Source organism: Microbacterium croceum, from assembly GCF_023091245.1.
GTDB lineage: Bacteria > Actinomycetota > Actinomycetes > Actinomycetales > Microbacteriaceae > Microbacterium > Microbacterium croceum.
On sequence record NZ_JAHWXN010000001.1, the window covers coordinates 2,222,289 to 2,247,513 of the forward strand.

Below are 25,225 nucleotides of genomic sequence, written 5' to 3' on the forward strand. Positions count from 1 at the left end.
CAACCTCGATAGCCTGGGAGCTACCGCCTGCGTGAGGAGTCATCTTGGTCGCTGCAGATTTCGTGGTGGTCGCCAACCGGCTGCCGGTCGACAGAGTCGAAGGCCCCGACGGTGAGGTCGGATGGCGGACCTCGCCCGGCGGCCTCGTCGCGGCGCTCGAGCCGATGATGCGGAACGTGAACGGCGCCTGGGTGGGATGGGCCGGGCAGCCCGACGCCGAGATGGAGCCCTTCGAGAACGGCGGCATCAACCTCATCCCCGTACCGCTCAGCGCCTCCGAGGTCGCTGAGTACTACGAGGGTTTCGCGAACGACACGATCTGGCCGCTCTACCACGACGTCATCGCGCCGCCGCAGTATCACCGGGAATGGTGGGACGCGTATGTGACTGTCAACCGACGGTTCGCGGAGGCCGCCGTGGCCGCCGTCGCGCAGGACGGCACGGTCTGGGTGCACGACTACCAGCTGCAGCTGGTGCCGCAGATGGTGCGCGAGCTGCGCCCCGACGTGACGATCGGCTATTTCCACCACATCCCGTTCCCCGCGCACGGCCTCTACGCGCAACTGCCCTGGCGCGACCAGGTGCTGCGGGGCCTGCTCGGCGCAGATGTCATCGGCTTCCAGCGGGCGCAGGACGCCACCTACTTCCTCACCGCGGTGCGACGACGGCTGCGCTACGAGGTGAAGGGTTCGCACGTGACAGTGGTCGAGAACGGCGGGGCGACGCGGACCGCGGTGGCCCGCGCCTTCCCGATCTCGATCGACACCGCGCCGTATATCGAGCTCGCCCAGCGTGAGGACGTCAAGGCGCGTGCCGCCGAGATCCGCGCGAGCCTGGGCAACCCCGCCCGTATCCTGCTCGGAGTCGACCGTCTGGACTACACGAAGGGCATCCGCCACCGCATCAAGGCGTACGGCGAGCTCCTCGCCGAGGGGCGCCTCAAGGTCGAGGATGTCACGCTCGTGCAGGTGGCCAGCCCCAGCCGGGAGCGTGTGGACGCCTACGTGCACCTGCGTGATGAGATCGAGCTCGCGGTGAGCCGCATCAACGGCGACACCGACACCATGGGGCACACCGCCATCCGGTACCTTCATCAGGGATATCCGCGCGAGGAGATGGTGGCGCTGTACCTCGCCGCCGATGTGATGCTCGTCACGGCTCTGCGCGACGGCATGAACCTGGTCGCGAAGGAGTACGTCGCCACCCGAGCGGACAACCGGGGGGTCCTGGTGCTGAGCGAGTTCACGGGGGCGGCGGACGAGCTCCGGCAGGCCGTGCGCGTGAACCCGCACGACATCGAAGGTGTGAAGGACGCGATCATGACCGCGGTCGAGATGTCTCCCGCCGAGCAGTCGCGGCGCATGCGCTCGCTGCGCCGTCGGGTGCTCGACAACGACGTGGACGCCTGGTCCTCGTCATTCCTGAAGGCACTGGCGGAGGTCCACAGCCGCTGAGCACGCCGCCGAGTCGTGCACGGCCATACTGGAGGACGAACCCTCGTTCGAGATCCCCTGCCGGAGGCGAGCCTCCGGCGTGAGAAGAACCCTGCGGAGAATGGAGACTTTGTGACGCGCGTGTGGATCCCCGGAGTGCCCGATGCCGACGTGAGCGCGGTAGCCGCCACCGATCGGCTCGTCGTCGCCCTCGACTTCGACGGGACCGCGTCGCCGCTGGTGCCCGATCCGATGGCCGCACGCGCCCTTCCCGAGGTCGCCGCGCAGGTCGCGCGACTGGCTGCGCTGCCGAACACGGTCGTGGCCTACGTGTCCGGCCGCAGCCTGCACGACCTCCGTGAGATCACGGAGCACGACGACGATTCCCCGATCGTGCTCGCCGGCTCCCACGGCGCGCAGTACTGGTTCCCCGGCGACGGCGACGCCGACGCCGCTGGCGAGACAGCAGACGACGGCGCGCGCGAAGAGCTCTGGGCGGCGGCGCGCCCCATCATCGAGCGTCACGAGGGTGCCGAGTTCGAGCCGAAGACCTTCGGCATGGGCGTGCACACGCGTCGCGCCGACCGCGAGGTCGAGAAGCAGGTCTTCGCGGAGATCGACGAGCTCGTCGCGGCACGGTTCCCGCACTGGCGTCGCCGCGCCGGCCACCGCGTGTTGGAGTTCTCGTCGCGCACCGAGGGCAAGGACGCCGCGATGGCGACCCTGCGCGAGCGTCTCGGCGCGACCGGCATCGTGTTCGCCGGAGACGATGTGACCGATGAGGACGCGATGCGCGTGCTCGGCGACGGCGACCTGGGGGTGAGGGTAGGGCCCGGTGAGAGCGCCGCCGCGATCCGTGTGGAGAACCCACAACAGATCGCCCTCCTTCTGGAGGCGCTGGCGGACGAGCGAGCCGCCCTGCAGGAATAGACTTCCTGCATGTCCTCGAACGAGTCGGCCCCCCGCGCGCCCATCGACATCAAGCCCCGTAGCCGCGTCGTCACGGACGGCATCGAGGCGACAACCTCTCGCGGCATGCTCCGTGCCGTCGGCATGGGCGATGCGGACTGGGAGAAGCCCCAGATCGGCATCGCCTCCAGCTGGAACGAGATCACGCCGTGCAACCTGAGCCTCGACCGTCTCGCTCAGGGCGCGAAGGAGGGCGTGCACTCCGGCGGGGGATACCCGCTGCAGTTCGGCACCATCTCCGTCTCGGACGGCATCTCCATGGGCCACGAGGGGATGCACTTCTCCCTCGTCTCACGTGAGGTGATCGCGGACTCCGTCGAGACCGTGATCATGGCCGAGCGGCTGGACGGATCCGTGCTCCTCGCCGGCTGCGACAAGTCGATCCCCGGCATGCTCATGGCCAGCGCGCGACTCGGGCTATCCAGCGTGTTCCTGTACGCCGGATCCATCGCGCCCGGATGGGTCAAGCTCTCGGACGGCACCGAGAAGGACATCACGATCATCGACTCGTTCGAAGGCGTCGGCGCGTGCCGGGCCGGTCGGATGACGGAAGAGGACCTTAAGCGCATCGAGTGCGCCTTCGCCCCGGGTGAGGGAGCGTGCGGCGGCATGTACACCGCGAACACGATGGCGTCCGTCGCCGAGGCGTTGGGTCTGAGCCTTCCCGGATCCGCTGCGCCGCCCTCGGCCGACCGTCGGCGCGACTACTTCGCGCACCGCTCCGGCGAGGCCGTCGTGAACCTGCTCCGTCAGGGGATCACCACGAAGGACATCCTGACCAAGGAGTCCTTCGAGAACGCGATCGCCCTCGCGATGGCGCTGGGCGGGTCGACCAACGTCGTGTTGCACCTGCTGGCCATCGCCCGCGAAGCGGAGATCGACCTCAGCCTGCACGACTTCAACCGCATCGGCAGCAAGACGCCGCACGTGGCCGACATGAAGCCGTTCGGCAAGTACGTCATGAACGACGTCGACCGCCACGGCGGCATCCCTGTGATCATGAAGGCGATGCTCGACGAAGGGCTTCTGCACGGAGACGCACTGACAGTCACGGGCAAGACGGTCGCCGAGAACCTCCGCGATCTCAACCCCGATCCCGTCGACGGCGATGTCATCCACACGTTCGACAACCCGATCCATGCTTCGGGTGGCATCACGATCCTGCACGGCTCGCTGGCACCCGAGGGCGCCGTCGTCAAGTCGGCCGGTTTCGACGCCGACGTCTTCGAAGGCCCCGCGCGCGTGTTCGAGCGTGAGCGCGGCGCGATGGACGCCCTCGCCGCCGGTGAGGTCAAGGCGGGCGACGTCGTCGTGATCCGCTACGAGGGACCAAAGGGCGGACCCGGCATGCGCGAGATGCTGGCCATCACCGCGGCCATCAAGGGCGCGGGACTCGGAAAAGATGTACTACTCTTGACGGACGGACGATTCTCAGGCGGCACAACCGGCCTGTGCATCGGCCACATAGCACCCGAAGCGGTGGACGCAGGTCCGATCGCCTTCGTGCGCGATGGTGATCTGATACGGGTCGATATCGCAGCTCGCTCTCTCGACCTACTCGTCGACGAGGCGGAGCTCGCCTCCCGCCGTTCTGGCTGGGAGCCGCTTCCCCCGCGCTATACCCGTGGCGTCCTTGCCAAGTACTCACGTCTCGTGCGGTCCGCCGCGGAGGGCGCGACCACCGGTTGATCCTTCGACATCGTTCAGGATCGCTCGCCGGATGACTACGGCTCCACAGACCACCAAGAAGGAACATCATGACTGCTGATTCCGTCTCGGCCGTGCCGAGACCACCCGCCCGCCAGTCCGCAGCGCCGGAGATCACCGGCGCCGAGGCCGTCGTCCGTTCGCTCGAGCTGCTCGGGGTGACCGATGTGTTCGGTCTGCCCGGCGGTGCGATCCTTCCGGTGTATGACCCTCTGATGGACGCCGAGGACCTGCGTCACATCCTCGTCCGCCACGAGCAGGGTGCGGGTCACGCCGCCGAGGGCTACGCAGCCGCATCCGGCAAGGTCGGCGTCTGCATCGCGACCTCCGGCCCCGGCGCGACCAACCTCGTCACGGCGATCGCCGATGCCTATATGGACTCGGTGCCGCTGCTCGCGATCACCGGCCAGGTGTTCTCGACGCTGATGGGGACGGATGCCTTCCAGGAGGCCGACATCGTGGGCATCACGATGCCCGTCACCAAGCACTCGTTCCTCGTGAAGGACGCTGCCGAGATCCCCGGCGCGATCGCCGCCGCATACGAGATCGCGTCGACCGGTCGTCCCGGTCCTGTGCTCGTGGACATCACGAAGGACGCGCAGCAGGCCACCGCGCCGTTCGTGTGGCCCCCCAAGATCGACCTCCCCGGCTACCGCCCGGTGACGAAGGCGCACGGTAAGCAGATCCAGGCCGCGGCCGCCCTGCTGGCCTCCGCCAAGAAGCCGGTGCTCTACGTCGGCGGTGGCGTGATCCGCGGACGCGCGTCCGCCGAGCTGCTCGAGCTCGCCGAGTCGACCGGCGCGCCGGTCGTGACGACGCTCATGGCCCGCGGCGCCTTCCCCGACTCCCATCCGCAGCACCTCGGCATGCCCGGTATGCACGGCACGGTCCCCGCTGTCCTGGCGCTGCAGGAGGCCGACCTGCTGGTGTCGCTCGGCGCACGCTTCGACGACCGTGTGACTGGCAAGGCGGCGCTCTTCGCACCGAACGCCAAAGTCGTGCACGTCGACATCGACCCCGCGGAGATCTCGAAGATCCGCATGGCCGATGTGCCGATCGTGGGCGACGTGCGCGACGTCCTCATCGACCTCGCCGCCGCGTTCCGCGGAGCGACCGAGGGGGCCAAGCCCGACATCGAGGAGTGGTGGTCGTACCTCGACGGTCTGCGCACCGAGTTCCCGCTCGGCTACGCACCCACGACCGACGGTCTGTTGGCCCCCCAGCACGTCATCCAGCGGATCGGCGAGCTCACCGGTCCCGAGGGCATCTACGCAGCCGGCGTCGGCCAGCACCAGATGTGGGCTGCGCAGTTCATCAAGTACGAGCGTCCCAACGCCTGGCTCAACTCCGGCGGGGCCGGCACGATGGGCTACTCGGTCCCGGCCGCGATGGGGGCGAAGGTGGCAGAGCCGGACCGCGTCGTGTGGTCGATCGACGGCGACGGATGCTTCCAGATGACCAACCAGGAGTTGGCCACCTGCGCGATCAACAACATCCCGATCAAGGTGGCGATCATCAACAACTCGTCGCTCGGGATGGTGCGCCAGTGGCAGACGCTGTTCTACGACGGACGCCACTCCAACACCGACCTGAACACCGGTCACGGCACGATCCGCATCCCCGACTTCGTGAAGCTCGCCGAAGCCTATGGCTGCCTGGCGATCCGCGTGGAGAAGGAGGAGGAGGTCGACGCAGCGATCCAGCTGGCGCTCGAGACCAACGACCGCCCGGTCGTGATCGATTTCGTCGTCAGCGCCGACTCCATGGTATGGCCGATGGTTCCCCAGGGCGTCAGCAACAGCTACGTCCAGTACGCGCGTGATCACGCGCCGTCGTTCGATGAGGAGGTCTGAGACATGTCGACCCACGTGCTGAGTCTGCTGGTGGAGGACCGTCCCGGTCTTCTGACGCGTGTCGCGGGGCTGTTCGCCCGCCGCGGCTTCAACATCGAGTCCCTCGCCGTCGGCGTCACGGAGGTGCCCGGCATCTCCCGGATCACGGTCGTCGTCGACGTCGACGAGCTCCCGCTCGAGCAGGTGACCAAGCAGCTGAACAAGCTCATCAACGTCATCAAGATCGTCGAGCTCGATTTCTCGACCTCCGTGCAACGCGAGCACATGATGATCAAGGTGCGCACCGACAACGTCACCCGCTCCAACGTGATCGAGGTCGTGAACCTGTTCCGCGCCTCGGTCGTCGACTACGCACCGGATGCGCTCGTCGTCGAGGTCACCGGCGACAAGGGCAAGGTCGAGGCGCTGTTGAAGGCACTCGAGCCCTTCGGCATCAAGGAGATCGCCCAGTCCGGTCTCCTCGCCATCGGCCGCGGCGGCAAGAGCATCAGCGAGCGCGTCCTGCGCGGCTGACCCCCCCAGAACTCAGGGGCCGATCGGTCCCGCATCAACCACGAACAAGGAGAAACACACGTGAGCACCGAGATCTTCTACGACGCCGACGCAGACCTGTCCCTGATCCAGGGCAAGAAGGTCGCGATCGTCGGCTACGGCTCGCAGGGCCACGCCCACGCGCAGAACCTGCGCGACTCGGGCGTCGAGGTCGCCATCGCGCTGAAGGAGGGCTCCAAGTCCGCCGCGAAGGCCGAGGAGGCCGGCTTCCCGGTCAAGACCGTCGCCGAGGCCACGGAGTGGGCCGACGTCATCATGATCCTCGCGCCGGACCAGCACCAGCGCACGATCTACAGCGAGTCGATCGCGCCGAACCTGACCGCCGGCAAGACGCTGGCGTTTGCGCACGGCTTCAACATCCGCTTCGGCTACATCGACGCCCCCGAGGGTGTCGATGTGATCCTCGTCGCGCCGAAGGCCCCCGGACACACCGTCCGCCGCGAGTTCGTCGCCGGTCGCGGCATCCCCGACATCATCGCCGTCGAGCGTGACGCATCGGGCAAGGCCTGGGACCTCGCGCTCTCGTACGCGAAGGCGATCGGCGGCACCCGCGCCGGTGTCATCAAGACGACCTTCACGGAGGAGACCGAGACCGACCTGTTCGGCGAGCAGGCCGTGCTTTGCGGTGGCGTCAGCCACCTCGTGCAGGCCGGTTTCGAGACGCTGACCGAGGCGGGCTACCAGCCGCAGATCGCTTACTTCGAGGTGCTGCACGAGCTCAAGCTGATCGTCGACCTCATGTGGGAGGGCGGCATCGCCAAGCAGCGCTGGTCGATCTCCGACACCGCAGAGTTCGGTGACTACGTCTCGGGTCCGCGCGTCATCGACGCTCGCGTCAAGGAGAGCATGCAGGGTGTGCTCGCCGACATCCAGTCGGGCGCGTTCGCGAAGCGCTTCATCGACGACCAGGACAACGGTGCCGAGGAGTTCCTGGCTCTGCGCGCCAAGGAAGAGCAGCACCCGATCGAGGTCACCGGCAAGGAGCTGCGCTCGCTCTTCGCGTGGAAGCAGCAGGACGAGGACTACGTCGACGGCAGCGCCGCGCGCTGACTCATCGCTGACGCGCTGACGCGCTGACGCGCTGATTCGACAGTCGAAAGAACGGGCATCCCTTCGGGGGTGCCCGTTCTTCGTCTCTCTGCACGACCTTCTCTATAGACATCGGATGTCTGTGCCAGGATAGAGATACTCGACTTCGAAAGGGAATGATGACTGACGACTGGTTCGACGAGGCCCGATTCGGCATGTTCGTCCATTTCGGCCTCTACAGCGCGGCCGCACGGCACGAGTGGGTGCAGAACTACGAGCGCCTCACCGACGACGATTATCGGCAGTACTTCGATCACTTCGATCCGGATCGCTTCGACGCCCGCGCGATCGCGCGGACGGCCAAGGCGTCCGGCATGGGCTACGTCGTGCTCACCACCAAGCACCATGACGGGTTCTGCCTGTGGGACTCGCAGCTCACCGACTTCACCTCCCGGGTCGCCGTCGACAGGGATCTGGTGCGGGAGTTCGTCGATGCCGTGCGCGCCGAAGGGCTCAAGGTCGGCCTGTACCACTCGGTGATCGACTGGCATCATCCGGACTTCACCGTGGACTGGAATCACCCCCGCCGGGACGACGAGAACGCTCACGCGCTGAACGAGGGACGGGACATGGGGCGCTATCGCGAGTACCTTCACGGGCACGTGCGCGAGCTGCTGACGGGGTACGGACAGATCGACTACCTCTTCTTCGACTTCACCTATCCGGAAGAGAAGGACGGCTGGGCGGGCAAGGGGCCGGCCGATTGGGACGCGGATGCCCTCCTCGCGCTGTGTCGCGAGCTGCAGCCGGACATGCTCGTCAACGATCGGTTGGGTATCCCCGCCGACTTCGTCACTCCCGAGCAGTACCAGCCCACCGCGCCGATCGAGCGAGACGGGGTGCCGTTGACCTGGGAGGCGTGCCAGACGCTCAACGGCTCGTGGGGATACCACCGTGACAACACGGATCAGAAGTCGGCGACGATGCTCACCCAGATGCTGGTCGACTCCGTGTCGATGGGAGGCAACATGCTCCTCAATATCGGCCCGGACGGGCGCGGTGCCATCGCGCCGCGAGACGCCGCGACGCTGGGCGAGATCGGCGACTGGATGGCTCTGCACCGCGACGCCGTGGTCGGCGCCGGTCACGCTCCGTTCGCCCCGCCGCGCGAGGGCGTCTACACCCGCCGCGGTGATCGTCTCTACCTGCACCTCTTCGCCTGGCCGTTGGGGTTCGTGCACCTGCCGGGACTGGCGGGGCGTGTCTCGTACGCGCGACTGCTGAACGACGGCTCCTGGCTCAAGACGAGCGTGTCGGATCCGCAGCAGCAGGCCGATCTCATGACTCCGGCCGGCGAGGACGAGGGTACGCTGACGGTGCACCTGCCCGTGCAGCGCCCCGACGTGCTGTTGCCGGTGATCGAGCTGACGTTGACCGCCGAATGACGACGCCGGGGGAGTGACCCGCCCGGTGGCGCCGGTTCAGTCGGTCGCCACCGGGATGTCCAGGCCCTCGAGGGCGAGGCGCGCGGCGCCATGGAGGATGGCGTCGGCACCGGTCGTGGCGGCCTCGATCCGCAGGCGCTGCGTGGCCAGGGGGTGGCAGGCTTCATAGACCCTGCTGCGCACGGCCGCGATGAACGGCTCGGACGCGCTCATGCTCCCCGTGAGGAACACGGCGTGCGGGTTGAAGAAGTTCACGACGCCGGAGAGCGCCTGGCCGAGATGCGTCCCCGCCGTCCGCACCAGCGTGGTGGCCTCGGGGTCGGCGTCGCGGGCGAGGGTGAGCACATCGGTGGTCGTGCGCACCTGGTCGTTGCCGCGTGCGCGCATCTGCCGCACCAGGCTCGCCCCGCTGGCGACGGTCTCGAGGCACCCGGTGTTGCCGCAGGAGCAGGGGACGTCGCCGCTGCCGTCGATGCGGGTATGGGTGATGTCTCCTGCCGCAGCCGTCGCGCCGCGGTGCACGCGCCCGTCGACGATGATGCCGCTGCCGATCGCCGTCCCCGCCTTCACGGTGATGCTGTGGTGCGTATGTCCGAACTGCTCGCGGTGCTCGCCGAGTGCGGCGAGGTTGGCGTCGTTGTCGACCACGACGGGCACGTCGTAGCGCGCTGAGAGGTGCTCGCCGACGCGGAATCCCGGCCAGCCCGGCATGCGCGACGGTTGGTGCACCGAGCCGGTCTCGATGTCGACGGGGCCGGGAAGACTCACCCCGATCGCGTGGATCCTGGCGGTGTCGGCGAGGGCGTCGAAGACCTCGGCGACACGTGCGAGCGTGGCTGCGGGGCCGTCGGTCAGATCGATCTCGATCGTTCGGGTGCTGTGGAGCGCGCCGCTCAGGCTGTGGCGCCCGACGCGTGCGTGCCCGCCGCCGAGATCGACGGAGAGGACGATGCCGTCCCCGGCGATCTGCAGGACGCGGGGCCTGCGTCCGCCGCTGGATGAACCTGCCCCTGCTTCTTCGAGCACCCCGGCGTCGAGGAGTGCCTGCACGCGCAGGCCGACCGTCGACGCCGCCACCCCCAGTCGGGCGGCGAGCTCGCTGCGGGAGCGGGCCTCTCCGCGGGCGACGAGATCGAGGATGCGTCGCGAATGCGGATCCTCGGCTGGTCGATCTGCGAGGTTCATCATGGGGGTCCTTCTTATCGGAGCTGGGCTCAGCGTATCGGGGGCGACATCTGTTTCGTGAAGGTTACGAATTATCAAGGTCCGATAAACATCGGATGTTCGGCTTGCACGGCCCAGGGAAGTGTGACAGCGTAACTTCATACGAAATCCTACTAGGTTATTTCGACTCCCGAATTAACCTTCCTTCCTTCCCGAGGAGACATTCAATGAAGAAGATGCGAGTAGGCGCCGTGGTCGCGGTCGCGGGTGTCGCCGTGGCGATGACCGGATGCGCGAGCACCGGCAGCGCAGGCGGCTCCGCAGACGGCGACACCATCGTCGTCGACATGTGGGCCGGCAGCGAGACGGACGTGGAAGCCCTCGAGGCTCAGGTCGCGTTCGCCCAGGAGCAGAACCCCGATATCAAGATCAAGTTGCAGACCTCGCCGTGGAGCGACTTCTTCACGAAGCTCACCACGAACATGGCCAGCGGGAACATGGCCTGCATCACCGGCATGAGCGGTGCGCAGCTGGGCGGGTACACCGGAGGGTTCCGGGAGCTGAGCGCCGACGACCTGAAGACCGCCGGCATCGACTGGGCCGACTTCAACCCCAGCGCCGACGGCATCCTGAGCTTCGAGGGCAAGGTCTACGGGGTACCGTTCGACGTCGCCACGATGCTCGTCTACTACAACCAGGACCTCCTGACTGCGGGTGGCGCGGCCACGCCGGAGATCGGCTGGACGTTCGACGACTTCGACGCGATCGCCGCGGACGCCACCAAGGACGGCAAGTACGGCTTCGGCATGGGCATGGGTGGCTACCAGTGGATGTCGATGCCGATCGCCTACTCGGCCACGCAGCCAGCGTCCGAAGATGGCACACTCCACATCGATGACAAGGACTTCGTCGAAGCAGCCACCTGGTATGCGGGACTGGTGACCGAGAAGAAGGTGGCCGCTCCGGTCTCGTCCGCCTCCGACACCGGATGGGGCGAGAACCAGTACACGGGCGGGAACGCCGCGATGGCGGTCGACGGCACCTGGAACGCGGTCAGCTATCTGAACAACGAGTCCGGCTTCACAGCCGGAATGGTCCCGCTGCCTGCGGGAGTCGACGGCAACCCCGGTCCGATCCTCGGCTCCGGCTACGGAATCTCCGCGAACTGTGAGAACCCCGAGGCCGCGCTCAAGGTGATGGGTTCGCTGCTCGGTGAGGATGCGCAGGACTACATCGCGTCGTCCGGCCGCTCCTACCCGGCGCGCACCTCCTCGCAGCCGCTGTACTTCGAGTCCATCGACGAGAAGTACCGCGATCAGGTCAAGGACGTCTTCGAGGCGGCGTTCGGCGACACCGTGCCGCTGTACATGACGAAGAACTGGCAGAAGCTCGACAGCTACATCCAGCCGAACCTGGTCAGCGTCTACAACGGCCAGATGACGATGGAGGAGCTGCTGACGAACGCGCAGTCGCAGTTCGGCGAGTGACCCACTCCGGCCGCCGCAGCAGTAGCAGAGAGAAACTGAGATGACGATCACGACGAGACGTCGAGGATCGCTCGCAAAGGTGGAGGCCCGCCAGGCGCTGGGATTTGCAAGCCCAGCCCTGGTGGGGCTCGCCGTGTTCACGATCGTGCCCGTCGGGCTGTCGATCGTGATGAGCGTCTTCGACTGGCCGACCTTCGGCGAACGAACATTCAACGGGGTGGACAACTACGTCAAGCTGTTCACCAGCAGCCCGGACTTCTGGCCGGCATTGCGCAACTCGGCGGTGTACACACTGCTCTACGTGCCGTTGAGCGTCGCTCTCTCGCTCGTGCTCGCCCTCGGACTCGGTCCGCGCATCCGCGGACGCGGCGCACTGCGCGTGCTCTTCTTCATCCCGGTCGTGACACCGATGGTCGCGAACGTGCTGGTGTGGAAGATGATGCTGCAGCCGCAGGGACTGTTCAACGGGTTGTCCCAGACGTGGTTCGGCATCCAGCTGCCGAACTTCCTGGCAGACCCCTCGTGGGCGATGATCATGGTCGTGGTGATGAGCGTCTGGCAGGGGCTCGGCTACAACATGCTGATCTTCTCGGCCGCGTTGGAGCAGCTGCCGGAGAGCGTGCTGGAGGCGGCGAGCATCGATGGCGCCCAGGGGTTCCGGCGGGCATGGAGCATCATCATCCCGATGATCTCGCCCTCGATCTTCTTCGCGACGATCATGACCATGATCACCTCGCTGCAGGTGTTCGTGCAGCCGCAGATGCTCACCGGAGGTGGGCCGGGCAACGCGACCAAGCCCCTCGTCATGTACATCTGGGAGCAGGGCTTCACCTTCGGTGATCTCGGCCTTGCCGCTGCCGCCGCCTGGATCCTGTTCGCGATCATCATCGCGATCACCGGGCTTCAGTTCGCCGCGCAGAAGAAGTGGGTCCACTATGAGCACTGAGACGGTCACCACCCTCACTCCGCGGTCGCAGCGCGATCGCCGTGATGTGCGTCGGGCGCGCGGCGCAGCCACCACCCCAGCCGCGCGCGTCCGTCTGATCCTCGCGCACGTCGCCATCTACGTCGCGGCGCTCATCTTCGTCTCGCCGCTGATCTACGCATTCTTCTCAGCGCTCAAGCCCAATGCGGAGATGTTCTCGATGCCGCCGACGCTGGTGGGCTCGGAACTGCGGTGGAGCAACTTCGTCGATGTCTTCGCCTACGGCCCCTTCGTCACCTACATCGTGAACTCGTTCATCGTGGCCATCCTCGGAACGCTCGTGGTGCTGGTCGTCTCGACGACCGCGGGCTACGCCTTCGGTCGGCTGCGCTGGAAAGGGCGCGATGCGGTCTTCGTGCTGTTCCTCGCGACGTTGATGGTGCCCGCGGAGGTGCTGGTCATCCCGATGTTCCAGGTCATGCAGTGGTTCGACTGGGTCGACACCTATCAGGCCCTCGTCCTGCCCTTCGCATTCGGCGCCTTCGGAACCTTCCTGATGCGGCAGTTCTTCCGTGGCATCCCCTATGAGCTGGAAGAGGCCGCCCGCGTCGACGGCGCAGGCCCCGTGCGCTCCTTCCTGCAGATCATCCTGCCGCTGTCGAAGTCCGCGGTCGCGGTGCTCGCCGTGTTCACCTTCCTGACGTTCTGGAACAGCTATCTGTGGCCGCTCATCGTGACGGTCGACTACGACACCCATGGCACGCTGCCAGTCGGCCTCGCGAGCTTCGCCGGGCTCACCGGCACCCGGTGGGATCTGCAGATGGCCGCGGCGATCATCTCGATGATCCCCACCACGCTGCTGGTGATCATCCTCCAGAAGCATCTGGTCAAGGGCATCGCGATGGCAGGACTGGGCGGACGATGATCGTGATCGAACAGCACGACGGGACGACCATGACCGGCATCGACACGCCTGCGGCTGCCACGGGGATCGTCGGCATCGACATCGGCGGCACCAAGATCGGCGGCCTGCTGGTGTCCGACGCCGGTGTCGTCCTGGCGCGGGGCAGCGTTCCCGCGCCGGCGAGCCTCGGGGGAGCAGCAATGGCGGACGCTGCGGCGGGCCTCGCCCGCGACCTCGCCGCGCGCGCCGACGTGTACCTGACGGCAGTGGGAGTCGGCGCGGCCGGCGTGATCGATCACGAGACCGGCACCGTGCGCGCGGCATCGGCGACCTTCGTCGATTGGGCGGGGTTCCCGCTCGCCGACGCGCTGGAGTCGAGACTCTCGGTCCCCGTGCGGGTCGAGAACGACGTCAACGCGTTCCTCCTCGGAGAGGTGGCCGCGCATGACCGCTCGGAGCATGACGTGCTCGGAGTCATGCTCGGCACCGGCGTCGGCGGTGCGGTCATCATCGACGGAGAGCTGCGGCACGGACCGCACGGCGCTGCCGGTGAGATCGGCCATACCCCCGGGTACAGCGACCACGTGTGCACGTGCGGTCAGACCGGGCACTTGGAGACACTCGCCTCCGGAACCTCGATCGGACGCCGCTACGCGGAGCGTGTCGGTGGGGCGGCCCTCGATGCACGGGTCGTCGCCGAGCATGCCCGTGCGGGCGATCAGCACGCCATCGCGGTGTTCCGTGCGGCAGGGCGAGCGCTCGCGCTGGCATGTGCGAGCGCGGCGACGTTGCTCGACCTTCCGCACGCGATCGTCGGAGGAGGGGTGTCGAGCGCGTGGGACCTCCTCGAACCGGCCATCGAGGAGACGCTGCGCACGGACTCCCCGGTGTCGGGGCTGCCCCTGCGCATCACACCCGCGCGGCTCGGAGGCGATGCGGTCGCGCTCGGAGCCATCGAGACGGCACGACGTGCCCTCGTGCTCGTCGACGCGGGCCGAACGTGACCATGGCATCGAACAAGGAGCAGCACGTGACCGAACGACCCGACGCCAGCGAGATCTGGATGGGCCCGCTCCCGGCACTCGCCAGTGGAGGCCTCGCACGTCCGCGGATCGGCATCGCCGGGATCTCGATCGAATCGAGCACCTTCTCACCTCACATCTCCGGGGACGAGGCCTTCACGATCCGCACGGGCGACGCGCTGCTGGCGTACTACCCGTTCCTCGAGGAGGGGCGTGAACTGAACGGCGCGGCCGAATGGGTGCCGCTCACGCACGGACGCTCGCTCCCGGGCGGGGCCGTGGACCCCGACACCTATCGCCGGATGAAGGACGCGATCCTCGCCGGGATCCGCGCCGAAGGTCCTTTCGACGGCTTCTTCTTCGACATCCACGGCGCCATGAGCGTCGTGGGCATGGACGACGCGGAAGGCGATCTGGCCGCCGCGGTGCGTGCGGCGCTCGGCGAGGACACGCTCGTGTCCACCTCGATGGACCTGCACGGCAACGTGTCGGAAGTGCTGCGCGACGCGGTCGATCTGCTGACGTGCTACCGGATGGCGCCCCACGAGGACTGGATGAACACCAAGGAGCGCGCGGTGTGGAACCTGCTCGCGCGTCTGAGGGGAGAACACGGCGCCGACCCGCTGCGACGTCGTCCCTACAGTGCGTGGGTGCCGGTCCCCGTCCTGCTGCCGGGGGAGAAGACGAGTACCCGGTTGGAGCCGGCGACGGGGATCTATGCGCAGCTCCCCGAGATCGAAGCGCTGGACGGTGTCGTCGACGCCTCGGTGTGGATCGGATACGCCTGGGCGGACGAGCCCCGGTGCCAGGCGTACGTCGTGGTCACGGGCGACGACCGCATGCTCATCGCACGCGAGGCGGAGCGCGTCGCGCGGATGTTCTGGAACGCGCGGGAGGACTTCGTCTTCGTCGCGGAGACGGGCACGTTGGATGAGGCCGTCGCGCGAGCCCTTGCGCCGCAGGCGCCGCGTCCGTATCTGATCTCGGATTCCGGGGACAATCCCACTGCAGGCGGTGCAGGTGACGTCACGTGGACGCTCGCCCGACTGCTCGATCGACCGGAGCTCACCGACGGCACCCGCACGACGCTGGTCGCCTCGATCTTCGACCGGGCCGCCGTCGCCCTCGCCGTCGCCGCAGGCGTCGGCCGGACTGTGACGCTCTCGGCGGGCGCGGGCGTCGACGACGGGCCGCACGGCCCCGTCACGATCACGGGGACCGTCTACTCGATCACGGATGGCGACCCGGATGCCGGCACCCAGGTCGTGATCGCGGTCGGCGGGTTGCACGCCATCATCACCGAGCGGCGCAAGCCGTTCCATCATCTCGATGACTTCCGCATGCTGGGCCTCGAGCCCACGACCGCCGACATCGTCGTGGTGAAGATCGGGTACCTCGAACCCGAGCTCTACGACCTGGCTGCGGGGTGGACGCTGGCGCTGACACCGGGCGGTGTCGATCAGGACCTGCTGCGACTCGGACACCATCGGCTGCGCCCCGGCGTCTACCCCTTCGACACCACGGGCACGCCCGCACTCACCGCCGTCGTCACGCGGCGCGGCGACGACCAGGAGGAATCCGCATGATGAACTTCGAGAAGCGCACGGGGCCGGACCTCGGGTCTGCGGCGCCGGTGTACCCGTCGCACGCGGTGCCCGACTGGTATCGGGATGCGAAGCTGGGCTTCTTCGTGCACTGGGGGCTCTATTCGGTGCCCGCCTGGGCCGTGCAGCACGGGGAGGGCGTCCACATCCCGACCGAGGACGCCTATGCCTGGCACCAGTACGCCGAGTGGTACGGCAACACCGTGCGCATCGCCGGCAGTCCGACGTGGGAACGGCACCAGCGCCTCTATGGCCCGGGCACTTCGTACGAGGATCTCGCCGATCGCTGGGATGCGGCGGCCTTCGATGCGGATGCGTTCGTGGGGGAGCTGGTGGGCGCAGGCGCGAAGTACATCGTGCCGACCACCAAGCATCACGAGGGGTTCTGCCTGTGGGGCACAGAGACGACGGGATTCAACTCCGTCGCCCGCGGTCCGCGCCGAGACCTCATCGCGGAGTTCCACGCCGCGACCCGTCGTGCCGGCGCCAGGTTCGGCGTGTACTTCTCGGGTGCGCTGGACTGGCACGTCAGTGACTTCCCCGCCATCGAGTCCGACACCGATCTCTTCCGATACCGCCGTAACGACGAGCACTTCGCGCGCTATTCGGCGGCGCAGCTCGATGAGCTCATCGCGCGGTTCTCTCCCGACATGCTCTGGAACGACATCGAGTGGCCCGACGGCGGCAAGGGGCGGGACGACTTCGCCGTGGCGGCGCTGCTGAGCCGCTATTTCGACGCGGTGCCGGACGGGGTGGTCAACGACCGCTGGGGCGTGCCGTATCACGGCGTGCTCACGCGGGAGTACACCGATATCCCCGACATCATCCCGCAGCCGTGGGAGTCCACGCGCGGGCTCGGCTACTCGTTCGGCTTCAACCAGGACGAGGATGCGCGCCATTCGCTGTCGGGTGCGGTGCTGATCCGGCTGCTCGTCGACGTGGTCGCGAAGAACGGCAATCTGCTGATCAACGTCGGCCCCGCCGCTGACGGTTCGATTCCCGAGCTCCAGCGCGCGGCGATGCGCGAGCTCGGCACCTGGCTGCAGCGCAACGGAGACTCGATCTACGGCACGCGGCCGTGGATCCGCATGGGGGAGCCGGTCGGTGCTCCGGTCCGCTACACGCAGGCGGAGTCCGTGGTGCACGTGCATGTGCTCGATCCGAGTGCGGGGGAGTTCGTGCTGGCTCCGGAACTGCGATCCGCCACGCTGCGGTGGGCAGACGGAAGCGGAGCAACGGCGGTCGGGCGCGGCGGGGAGAGCATGGTCATGATCCCTGATGCGCTCCGGTCGACTCCCGTCGCCGTGCTGTCGGCCGACACGCACTGATTCAGGACCATCGACCGCACCGCGTGCATGGAGCCGGCGGTGCGGTCGGATCAGCCTGTCGAGCTGATCTTCAGACGCGCGTCAGCTCTTCGAGCACTTCGATCACGTGCCGGTACGGACGCCCGGTGGCGCGGCTCATCCCGATCTCGCACGTGCGGTTCGCCGAGACGAACGCGTCGAACCCTCCGCGGTCGCCGTCCGCTGCGGCGATCTCCGCCGATTCCTGCGCGGTCGCGCTGGCGGTGAGCTCGGGGTGCAGCATGCCGCGGTCGCCTGCGAAGGCGCAGCATCCCCATCCCTCGGGGATGAACACATCCTCGGCGACGGCCTCAGCGATCGTCGTGAGCGCACCGGTGGCGCCGAGCGCCGTGGTCGAGCACGTCGGATGCACGGCGATCGAGTCGAGTTTGCGTGGCACGGTGAGCCGGGGAAGCACCTCGCGTGCGACGAACGTCGTGGCGTCCTCGATCCGAAGCCCGGCGTAGCGCGGGTCTTTCGCGACGGACTGCGCGAGCATCACGTCCAGACCCTCGGTGCACGACGCGGCGTCGCACACCACGGGAAGCTCGCCCTGGCGGCTCGCCTCCCACAGCGAGTCGAGCACCCGGTCCGACATGAGCGCATAGCCGTCGAGGTGCCCCTTCGACTTCCACGGGGTACCGCAGCAGAGGCCGCCGTTCTCCTCGGGGATCACGACGGGGATGCCTGCGCGGTCGAGCAGCACGCGCAGCGCGTCCCGAGAGCCTCGGCCCTCGCCTTCCGCGCCGAACATGGTGCCGATGCACGCGCCGAAGAACACCGCCTGCGCATCGACTGGGGAGTCCGGGCGCGAGGGCTTCGAGCCGCCGCGGGGAAGCCCGCCGTCGTAGAGCGGAACGGTGTCGGCGCCCAGCACCGCGCGTCCCAGTCGAGTGACGCCGCGGACGAGCGGTGCGGGGAGAGCATCGGCGACCGTGAGCGCGACGCCGCCCGCTCGCGTGACGGTGCCCCAGCGCTGCGCGGCGGTGCTCCAGAGCGCCCCTTCCACCTTGTTCGACTGCTCGGCTCGCAGGCGTCGCACCAGATCTCCGGTGTTGATGTCGACGGGGCAGGCGACCCCGCACATGCCGTCGACGGCACAGGTCTGCACGCCTTCGTAGTCGTAGTCGGCCCGCAGCTCCTGCAACAGCACGGCATCGCCCTGCTCCTCGGCCCACGCCATGTCGCGCCGGATCACGATGCGCTGTCGCGGCGTGAGGGTGATGCTCTTGCTCGGACAGGTCGGCTCGCAGTAGCCGCATTCGACGCAGCGGTCCACCTCGCTCTCGACGGTGGGCACGCGCTTCAGATCGTGCAGATACGAGTCGGGGTCGTCGGAGAGCACGACGCCGGGGTTGAGGATGAGGTCGGGATCGAACAGGCGCTTGATCTCCCACATCATCTCGGTGAGTTCGTCACCGTACTGACGACGCACGAACGGGGCCATGATCCGCCCCGTCCCGTGCTCAGCCTTCAACGAGCCCTGTTGCCCGAGCACCAGGTCGACGAGGTCGTCGGTGAAGCGACGGTAGCGCGCCACGCTGTCCGCGTCGTCGAAGCGCTCGTTGAGCAGGAAGTGCACGTTGCCGTCCTTGGCATGGCCGAAGATCACGGAGCCTTCGTACCCGTGCTCGGCGAACAACTCGATCAGGCGCTCGCACGTGAAGAGCAGCCGATCGACCGGCACCACGATGTCCTCGAGGAGCGCGGTCGTGCCGGAGGGACGCGCGCCGGCCACGGCCGTGTAGAGCCCTTTGCGCACGTGCCAGAGCGCGGCGCGCTCGGCGGGATCGGTGGTGAGCCGCGGGGCGACGGCGAGCGACAGGGCCTCGAAATGCGCCTGAGCGACGGCACGGGAGGCGATCAGTGCCTCGGTGTCGGACGCGTGCACCTCGACGAGCAGCGCGGCGTGATCCTGCACCTCGATCTCGGCGATGGCCGCCGGAACGTCGCTCAGCCCTTGGGCCACGCGGAGTGAGGCGGCATCGAGCAGTTCGATCGTCGCGAGGCCGAGGTCGGTCAGCGCGGGCAGGGCGGACATGGCGGCCGAGAGCGTCTCGAACACCAGGAGTCCGGTGGCGATGGCGGACCGCACCTCGATCGTGCGGAACGTCGCCTCGGCCACGAACGCGAGCGTCCCCTCCGACCCGATGATGAGGTGCTCGAGGATGCGCACCGGATCGTCGAAGTCGAGCAGCGCGTTGAGCCCGTACCCCATGGTGTTCTTCATGGAGAACTGCTGGCGGAGGAATGCGACGTGGGCGGGCGACGCCAGCAGCCGTGCGCGCAGTGCGAGCAGCCCCTCGGCGAGGGCGGGTTCCGCCGCACGCAGCTGGGCGTCCGCGTCGGCGGCTCCGGTGTCGAGGATCGTGCCGCTGGGGAGCACGACGCGCATCGAGCGGATGGTCTGGTACGTGTTCTCGGTGACGCCGCAGGCCATGCCGCTGGAGTTGTTGGCGACGACGCCGCCGATCGTGCAGGCGATCTCGCTGGCGGGGTCGGGGCCGAGCTTGCGACGGTAGCGGGTGAGCCGGGTGTTGACCTGCCGCACCGTCGCGCCGGGACCGACGCGCACCACCGCCCCGTCGTCCTCGACGCGGATGTCGCGGAAGTGGCTGCGGGTGTCGACGAGGATGTCGCCGCTGACCCCCTGGCCGGACAGGCTGGTGCCTCCGGAACGGAAGGTGAGCGTGCGCCCGGCCGCGCGCACGGCTCCGAAGGCGCGTGCGACGTCCTCGGCGTCTGCGGGGGACAGCACGGCATCGGGGATCAGCAGGTAGTGGGAGGCGTCGTGCGCCCGAGCGAAGCGATCGATGGACCGCGAGTGCACCTGCGTGGACGGCCCGAGCAGGGCGGAATCCAGGGGTTCGGCGAGAGTGGTCGACACGGTGCTCCTCTGCTCCGTCGAAAGATTGTCTGACAAGTGTACCGAGTTCGGACACTTTCGGTAGGCTGACCGCATGATGACCACAGAAGCGGCCCTCGGCATCGTCGGCGTGGTGGACGCCGTGACCGCGCAACTGCGCACGCGGATCCTCGGCGGCGAGATCCGATCAGGCGTTCCGCTCACCGAAGCGGCGGTCTCGCAGATGTTCGGCGTGGCCAGGCCCAGCGCGAAGGCGGCGATCGAACAACTGGTCGCCTCGGGACTTCTGGAGCGCACGGCTCACCGGAGTGCGAGGGTGGTCGGGATCGATCCGGAGACGGTGCGCGATGTCTATCGGACACGGACCCGCCTGGAGAGCGCGGCGTTGCGCGAGCTCGCCGCGAGACGCGCCGTCCCTGCGGCGGCGGCCGCCGCGAATGCCGAGATCCTCGCCATGGGGCCAGGGCCGGACCCGGCGACGGTCGATCCCGATCTCCGGTTCCACACGGCTCTCATCGACGCGCTGGACAGCGAGCGGACGGGACGCATGTACCGCAGCGTCCTCGACGAGGTGCGGTTGTGCATGGCACAGGTGCAGGATCGACGACTTCTCGACGCCGCAGCGATCGCCGCGCAGCACGCCGAGATGCTGGCCGCCGTCGCCGCGGGGGAGGGCCAGCGGGCGGCCGAGGTGTTGGAAGCGCATCTCTCGTCCGCCGAGGTGAGGCTCGTCGAGGCGCTCGGCACCGAGTAGCGCCGAGCTCGACCCGGTGCGCCTACTCGGCCGGCGCCTCTTCCACGACGATCGGCGCGTCGGCGGGGTCCGCCCACACAGGGGCGGGCAGCACGGTAGCGGTCTGCCCCGCCTGGATCGCGCGCAGGGCGTCCGCGATCTCGTCGGCGTTCTCCGGCACCGTGAGATCGCAGGCGCGCAGCTCGGAGGGGAACTGCAGTGTGAGGCGGATCTTGCCGGCTTCGATGGCTTCGGCTGTCGTGCCGGTGCGGATCTCGCTGCCGGTCTGGATCGCCGGGACCTCGTCGCAGACGTGGTAGACGGCGCCGCCGTCGACCCAGACGACCTCGTCCTGTCCGAGCAGCTGGATGACGGCCGACTGGTCGGCCGTGTACTGCTCGACCGACGGCGGGTTGAAGGTGGTGCCCAGAACCGCGGCGAGCACGGCCAGTGCGATGCCGACGATGCCGGCCGTCGTCTTCTGCCCCTTCGACATGTCCTTGTTGAGGAAGATCAGGATGATGAGGGGCAGGAAGGCGACGATCGCGATGATGGCCCCGAGCTGGTTCTGGACGAAGAACCGCACGGTGTCGGACTTGCGGGCCGGGTCGAGCCGGTTCGCCTTCTTCCACAGGACGGAACCGGTGATCGACAGGGCGGCGATGACCACGAGCAGCACCAGCAGAGCGACGAACGCCCACGGGGGGAACTCCGCACTGACGCCCTGCTCCCGGAGGAGGCCGGTGTCGGCGTCTCGGACGAGCGTTCCGTCCTCGCCGACGAACACACGCTGACGCAACAGCCAGAAGATGCCGACCGCTTCGCCGACGATGGCCACGGCCCAGAGGATCGCAGCGATCCAGCGGAAGCGCGTGGCTGTGGCTTTCGCCTCCGGGGTCGGGGTCCAGCCGGCTGGTGGCTCGGTGGCTTCCGCCTGCGATGCGCCCTGCGGGACCTTCTTGTTCTGCTCAGCCACGGTGGTCCTTCCCCCGACATGGGCCTCACCGGCCCGGATGCCCCTGAGCCTAGTGGAACGCGTGTCCTACGCTGGGGGAATGACATCCGATTCCGATGACGCCCTGAGCTGGGACGGTGACGAGCAGACACCGCCCGCCGCGTCTGCGCTGCCTGCCGGGTGGAACGCCGTGGGCAAGGGCAGCGACGGAGTGCGCGGCGTCGATGACGACAGTGCCGCGGTGGGGGAGACCGTCGCGGATCCTGCGGAATCGGAGCCGCTCAGCACCGCGACGCTCCTCGTGCTCGGAGTGGTCGGGGGTGTCTATCTGCTGTACTCGATCGGCTGGGTCGTGGGAGGACTGCGGCTCAAGCCGCTCGCGAACTTCTTCGTGGCCGACGCGATGTTCCTGCCCTGGTTCGTGCTCGCGATCGCCGCTCCCGCGCTCTGGTTCCTGGCGACCTGGGTGCTGACCCGTGGTCGCGCCGCCTGGGTGCGGGTCTGCCTGCTTCTGCTCGGGGTCGTGCTTCTCGTGCCCTGGCCGTTCGTGACGGTGGGGGTGATCGGATCATGAGCGCGACTCCGAGCGAGCGCTCGAAGGCTTCTCCCGGATGGGTGGTCGGACTGGTCCTCGGCCTGGCCGGACTCTTCTACGCCTACGCGGTGTGGAACGCGGTCGCGCATCTGATCGCGATGGCGCAGGGCGGACTGAGCGGCGGCGGCTGGGCGGTGCTCTCGTTCGGGGTCGCCTTCCCCGCGATCGTCTTCGCCTTCGCGTATGTGATCGGCCGCCGGCGCAGGGTGGGGGAGCTCGCCCTGGTGCTGCTCGCCGGGCTCGGCATCGTCGCGGTGTTCTGGATGAGCCTGATCGCGTACAGCCTCACGCTCGCGACCTCCTAGCGGCGGAAGGGCCGTCACACGGCGCGGAGCGACGAGGCGGCTCCGGTACAGTGGAGGTGATCGCGCCCCCATGGTGTGCGGCGCATCGGCCCCTACTGCGCTGCCCCAAAGGATCCTCTGTGCCGAAGCCCGTCGTCCTCATCGCCGAAGTTCTCTCTCCCGCCACGATCGAGGCTCTGGGCCCCGACTTCGATGTCCGTGACGTCGACGGCACCGACCGCGAGGCGCTCTTCGCCGCGCTGTCCGATGCGGATGCGGTGCTGGTCCGATCCGCGACGCGCATCGACGAGGAGGCGCTCGCACACGCGCCGCAGCTCAAGGTGGTCGCCCGAGCCGGCGTCGGCCTCGACAACGTCGACATCAAGGCAGCGACCGCAGCAGGTGTCATGGTCGTCAACGCCCCGACCTCCAACATCGTCTCGGCCGCCGAGCTCACGGTCGGACACATCCTCAGCCTCGCGCGCCGCATCCCTGCCGCGCACGCCTCGCTCTCCGCCGGCCAGTGGAAGCGCAGCTCCTTCACCGGAGCGGAACTCTTCGAGAAGACCGTCGGCATCGTCGGCCTCGGGCGGATCGGCGCCCTCGTCGCAGCACGCCTCGCGGCGTTCGACATGCGCGTCGTCGCCTACGACCCCTATGTCACGTCGGCTCGTGCGCAGCAGCTCGGGGTGCAGCTCCTCTCGCTCGACGAGCTCGTGGCCGAGTCCGACTTCCTCACCATCCACATGCCGAAGACGCCCGAGACCACGGGCATGATCGGTGCCGAGCAGTTCAAGGCCATGAAGCCGACCGCGTTCGTGGTGAACGTCGCCCGTGGTGGCCTGATCGACGAGGTCGCCCTGCACGAGGCGCTCGTGGCCGGTGAGATCGCGGGTGCCGGACTCGATGTGTTCACCTCCGAGCCCCCGGCCGAGGGCGGCACGGCTCGTCCCCTGCTCGACCTGCCGAACGTGGTCGTGACTCCGCACCTCGGCGCCAGCACCGAAGAAGCGCAGGAGAAGGCCGGTGTCTCGGTCGCACGCTCCGTGCGTCTGGCGCTCGGCGGCGATCTGGTCCCCGATGCCGTCAACGTCGCCGGTGGCGTCATCGACCCGTACGTGCGCCCGGGCATCTCCCTGGTCGAGAAGCTCGGTCAGATCTTCGCCGCGCTGGCGACCTCGCCGCTCACGAGCCTCGACGTCGAGGTGCACGGCGAACTGAACGACTACGACGTCAGCGTGCTCAAGCTCGCAGCTCTCAAGGGCGTGTTCACGAACATCGTCAGCGAGACCGTGTCGTACGTGAACGCCCCGCTGCTCGCCGAGCAGCGGGGTATCGCCGTGCGCCTGATCAAGGACGACGTGAGCGACGAGTACCGCAACGTCATCACGCTCAGCGGTGCGCTGTCCGACGGATCGCAGCTCTCGGTCTCCGGCACGTTGACCGGACCGAAGCAGGCGGAGAAGCTGGTCGGCATCAACGACCACGCGCTCGAGCTGCCGATCGAGAAGCACCATGTCGTGATGCTCTACACCGACCGTCCGGGCATCGTGGCCGTGTACGGCCAGAAGTTCGGCGAAGCCGGCATCAACATCGCCGGCATGCAGATCGCGCGTCAGGCCGCCGGCGCCCAGGCGCTGAGCGTGCTCACGCTCGACTCGCCGGTGTCGGAGGACCTGCTCGAAGACGTCAGCGCCGCGATCGATGCGGATCTCTTCCGCCAGATCGAGATCACCGAGGTCTGATCCACGCAGTCATCGAGGAGGCGGGGGCGTGATGCTCCCGCCTCTTCTGCGTCGTGGGGGACTCAGGACGTGGCGCGGAGCACGAGGTCGATGAGCGCGGCGAGCTCCTCGCGATGCGGTACCAGCCGCTCTGGGCCGTGCACGTCGAGCGAGTTGTTGAAGTAGAGGCCGTCGCTGAGCAGCATCACCAGGTCGAGGCTCGCCGCGTCGCGCACGTGGGGGCGGATCTCATCGGCCCACCGTGCTCTGGTGTGCCGCAGCATGTCGGCGGCAGGGGCGGAGCCGCCCTGGGCGAGGCGGGTGGTCGCGATCAGTGCCCGGTCCAGAGCATCGTCCTCCATGACGGAGGTGCGGACGTAGTACGCCACCGGGCCCTCTTCCGCCGCGGCCATGCGAGCCAGGTCGGCGGTGGTGAGTGCGTCCAGGCGTTCCAGCATGCCCGCCTCGAGCTCATCCTTGGAGCCGAAGTGGTAGAGGAGTCCGCCCTTGGAGACACCGGCCGCCTTTGCGGTCGCTTCGAGGGTCGCCGCGCGTTCTCCGTCGGCGATGACGATGGCCTCGAAGGCGTCGAGGACGCGTTCGCGAGCGAGGGGCGGTCGGGGCATTC

Annotated in this window: 21 protein-coding genes; 17 read left to right on the top strand and 4 right to left on the bottom strand. The window is 68.2% G+C overall.

Features of this window, described 5'->3' with window-relative positions; genetic code table 11:
• Positions 1 to 44: 44 nt before the first annotated feature.
• From KZC51_RS10485 to KZC51_RS10515, 7 genes are all read left to right on the top strand, one after another.
• Positions 45 to 1,454 (top strand): alpha,alpha-trehalose-phosphate synthase (UDP-forming), encoded by a 1,410-nt coding sequence (locus tag KZC51_RS10485; RefSeq protein ID WP_247629921.1) that lies wholly within the window; start codon positions 45 to 47, stop codon positions 1,452 to 1,454.
• Positions 1,455 to 1,565: 111 nt separating this feature from the next.
• Positions 1,566 to 2,363: a trehalose-phosphatase gene (otsB, locus tag KZC51_RS10490; protein WP_247629922.1), complete on the top strand. Its 798-nt coding sequence runs from the start codon at positions 1,566 to 1,568 to the stop codon at positions 2,361 to 2,363.
• Between the two features lie 9 nt (positions 2,364 to 2,372).
• Complete coding sequence (ilvD, locus tag KZC51_RS10495) at positions 2,373 to 4,091, top strand: dihydroxy-acid dehydratase (protein ID WP_247629923.1); 1,719 nt, start codon at positions 2,373 to 2,375, stop codon at positions 4,089 to 4,091.
• Between the two features lie 68 nt (positions 4,092 to 4,159).
• Positions 4,160 to 5,962, top strand: coding sequence for an acetolactate synthase large subunit (locus tag KZC51_RS10500; protein ID WP_247629924.1), 1,803 nt, complete (start codon positions 4,160 to 4,162; stop codon positions 5,960 to 5,962).
• Positions 5,963 to 5,965: 3 nt separating this feature from the next.
• On the top strand, positions 5,966 to 6,475 hold the full coding sequence (gene ilvN / locus KZC51_RS10505; protein ID WP_247629925.1) for an acetolactate synthase small subunit: 510 nt from the start codon (positions 5,966 to 5,968) through the stop codon (positions 6,473 to 6,475).
• Between the two features lie 60 nt (positions 6,476 to 6,535).
• Complete coding sequence (gene ilvC / locus KZC51_RS10510) at positions 6,536 to 7,564, top strand: ketol-acid reductoisomerase (protein ID WP_247629926.1); 1,029 nt, start codon at positions 6,536 to 6,538, stop codon at positions 7,562 to 7,564.
• Positions 7,565 to 7,722: 158 nt separating this feature from the next.
• Entirely contained in the window at positions 7,723 to 8,988 is a 1,266-nt protein-coding gene (locus tag KZC51_RS10515) for an alpha-L-fucosidase (RefSeq protein ID WP_247629927.1), read from the top strand.
• 36 nt (positions 8,989 to 9,024) lie between these two features.
• On the opposite strand, the gene KZC51_RS10520 is transcribed toward KZC51_RS10515, so the two are convergent.
• Positions 9,025 to 10,176: an ROK family transcriptional regulator gene (locus KZC51_RS10520; protein WP_247629928.1), complete on the bottom strand. Its 1,152-nt coding sequence runs from the start codon at positions 10,174 to 10,176 to the stop codon at positions 9,025 to 9,027.
• Between the two features lie 203 nt (positions 10,177 to 10,379).
• On the opposite strand from KZC51_RS10520, the gene KZC51_RS10525 reads away from it, so the two are divergent.
• The 6 genes from KZC51_RS10525 to KZC51_RS10550 are packed head-to-tail and all read left to right on the top strand — an operon-like array spanning position 10,380 to position 17,422.
• Positions 10,380 to 11,639: an ABC transporter substrate-binding protein gene (locus KZC51_RS10525; RefSeq protein ID WP_247629929.1), complete on the top strand. Its 1,260-nt coding sequence runs from the start codon at positions 10,380 to 10,382 to the stop codon at positions 11,637 to 11,639.
• Between the two features lie 40 nt (positions 11,640 to 11,679).
• Positions 11,680 to 12,585, top strand: a complete 906-nt coding sequence (locus KZC51_RS10530) for a carbohydrate ABC transporter permease (RefSeq protein WP_247629930.1) — start codon at positions 11,680 to 11,682, stop codon at positions 12,583 to 12,585.
• Complete coding sequence (locus KZC51_RS10535) at positions 12,575 to 13,489, top strand: carbohydrate ABC transporter permease (protein WP_247629931.1); 915 nt, start codon at positions 12,575 to 12,577, stop codon at positions 13,487 to 13,489. Before KZC51_RS10530 ends, KZC51_RS10535 begins: the two co-directional genes overlap by 11 nt.
• 2 nt (positions 13,490 to 13,491) lie before the next feature.
• The gene (locus KZC51_RS10540; protein WP_247629932.1) at positions 13,492 to 14,472 is read left to right on the top strand and encodes an ROK family protein; all 981 of its coding nucleotides are present in this window, start codon (positions 13,492 to 13,494) and stop codon (positions 14,470 to 14,472) included.
• A gap of 59 nt (positions 14,473 to 14,531) precedes the next feature.
• The gene (locus KZC51_RS10545; RefSeq protein WP_281732042.1) at positions 14,532 to 16,076 is read left to right on the top strand and encodes a M81 family metallopeptidase; all 1,545 of its coding nucleotides are present in this window, start codon (positions 14,532 to 14,534) and stop codon (positions 16,074 to 16,076) included.
• A complete protein-coding gene (locus tag KZC51_RS10550) occupies positions 16,073 to 17,422 on the top strand; it encodes an alpha-L-fucosidase (protein ID WP_247629934.1) in 1,350 nt (449 codons plus the stop codon). Before KZC51_RS10545 ends, KZC51_RS10550 begins: the two co-directional genes overlap by 4 nt.
• Before the next feature lie 70 nt (positions 17,423 to 17,492).
• Here the strand turns inward: KZC51_RS10550 and KZC51_RS10555 are convergent, their stop codons facing one another.
• A complete protein-coding gene (locus KZC51_RS10555; protein WP_247629935.1) occupies positions 17,493 to 20,327 on the bottom strand; it encodes an FAD-binding and (Fe-S)-binding domain-containing protein in 2,835 nt (944 codons plus the stop codon).
• A gap of 73 nt (positions 20,328 to 20,400) precedes the next feature.
• On the opposite strand from KZC51_RS10555, the gene KZC51_RS10560 reads away from it, so the two are divergent.
• Entirely contained in the window at positions 20,401 to 21,060 is a 660-nt protein-coding gene (locus KZC51_RS10560; RefSeq protein ID WP_247629936.1) for a GntR family transcriptional regulator, read from the top strand.
• A 22-nt stretch (positions 21,061 to 21,082) separates the two neighbouring features.
• Here the strand turns inward: KZC51_RS10560 and KZC51_RS10565 are convergent, their stop codons facing one another.
• The gene (locus KZC51_RS10565) at positions 21,083 to 22,015 is read right to left on the bottom strand and encodes a hypothetical protein (RefSeq protein WP_247629937.1); all 933 of its coding nucleotides are present in this window, start codon (positions 22,013 to 22,015) and stop codon (positions 21,083 to 21,085) included.
• A 79-nt stretch (positions 22,016 to 22,094) separates the two neighbouring features.
• Here KZC51_RS10565 and KZC51_RS10570 point away from each other — a divergent pair, with 79 nt between their 5' ends.
• The 3 genes from KZC51_RS10570 to serA all read left to right on the top strand — a co-directional run bounded on the left by KZC51_RS10570 (position 22,095) and on the right by serA (position 24,618).
• Complete coding sequence (locus KZC51_RS10570) at positions 22,095 to 22,568, top strand: hypothetical protein (RefSeq protein WP_247629938.1); 474 nt, start codon at positions 22,095 to 22,097, stop codon at positions 22,566 to 22,568.
• Positions 22,565 to 22,894 (top strand): hypothetical protein, encoded by a 330-nt coding sequence (locus KZC51_RS10575; protein WP_247629939.1) that lies wholly within the window; start codon positions 22,565 to 22,567, stop codon positions 22,892 to 22,894. The genes KZC51_RS10570 and KZC51_RS10575 overlap by 4 nt, the downstream gene beginning before the upstream one ends.
• 119 nt (positions 22,895 to 23,013) lie before the next feature.
• The gene (gene serA / locus KZC51_RS10580) at positions 23,014 to 24,618 is read left to right on the top strand and encodes a phosphoglycerate dehydrogenase (protein ID WP_247629940.1); all 1,605 of its coding nucleotides are present in this window, start codon (positions 23,014 to 23,016) and stop codon (positions 24,616 to 24,618) included.
• A 62-nt stretch (positions 24,619 to 24,680) separates the two neighbouring features.
• Here the strand turns inward: serA and KZC51_RS10585 are convergent, their stop codons facing one another.
• Positions 24,681 to 25,223, bottom strand: coding sequence for a TetR/AcrR family transcriptional regulator (locus KZC51_RS10585; RefSeq protein WP_247629941.1), 543 nt, complete (start codon positions 25,221 to 25,223; stop codon positions 24,681 to 24,683).
• Positions 25,224 to 25,225 lie beyond the last annotated feature (2 nt).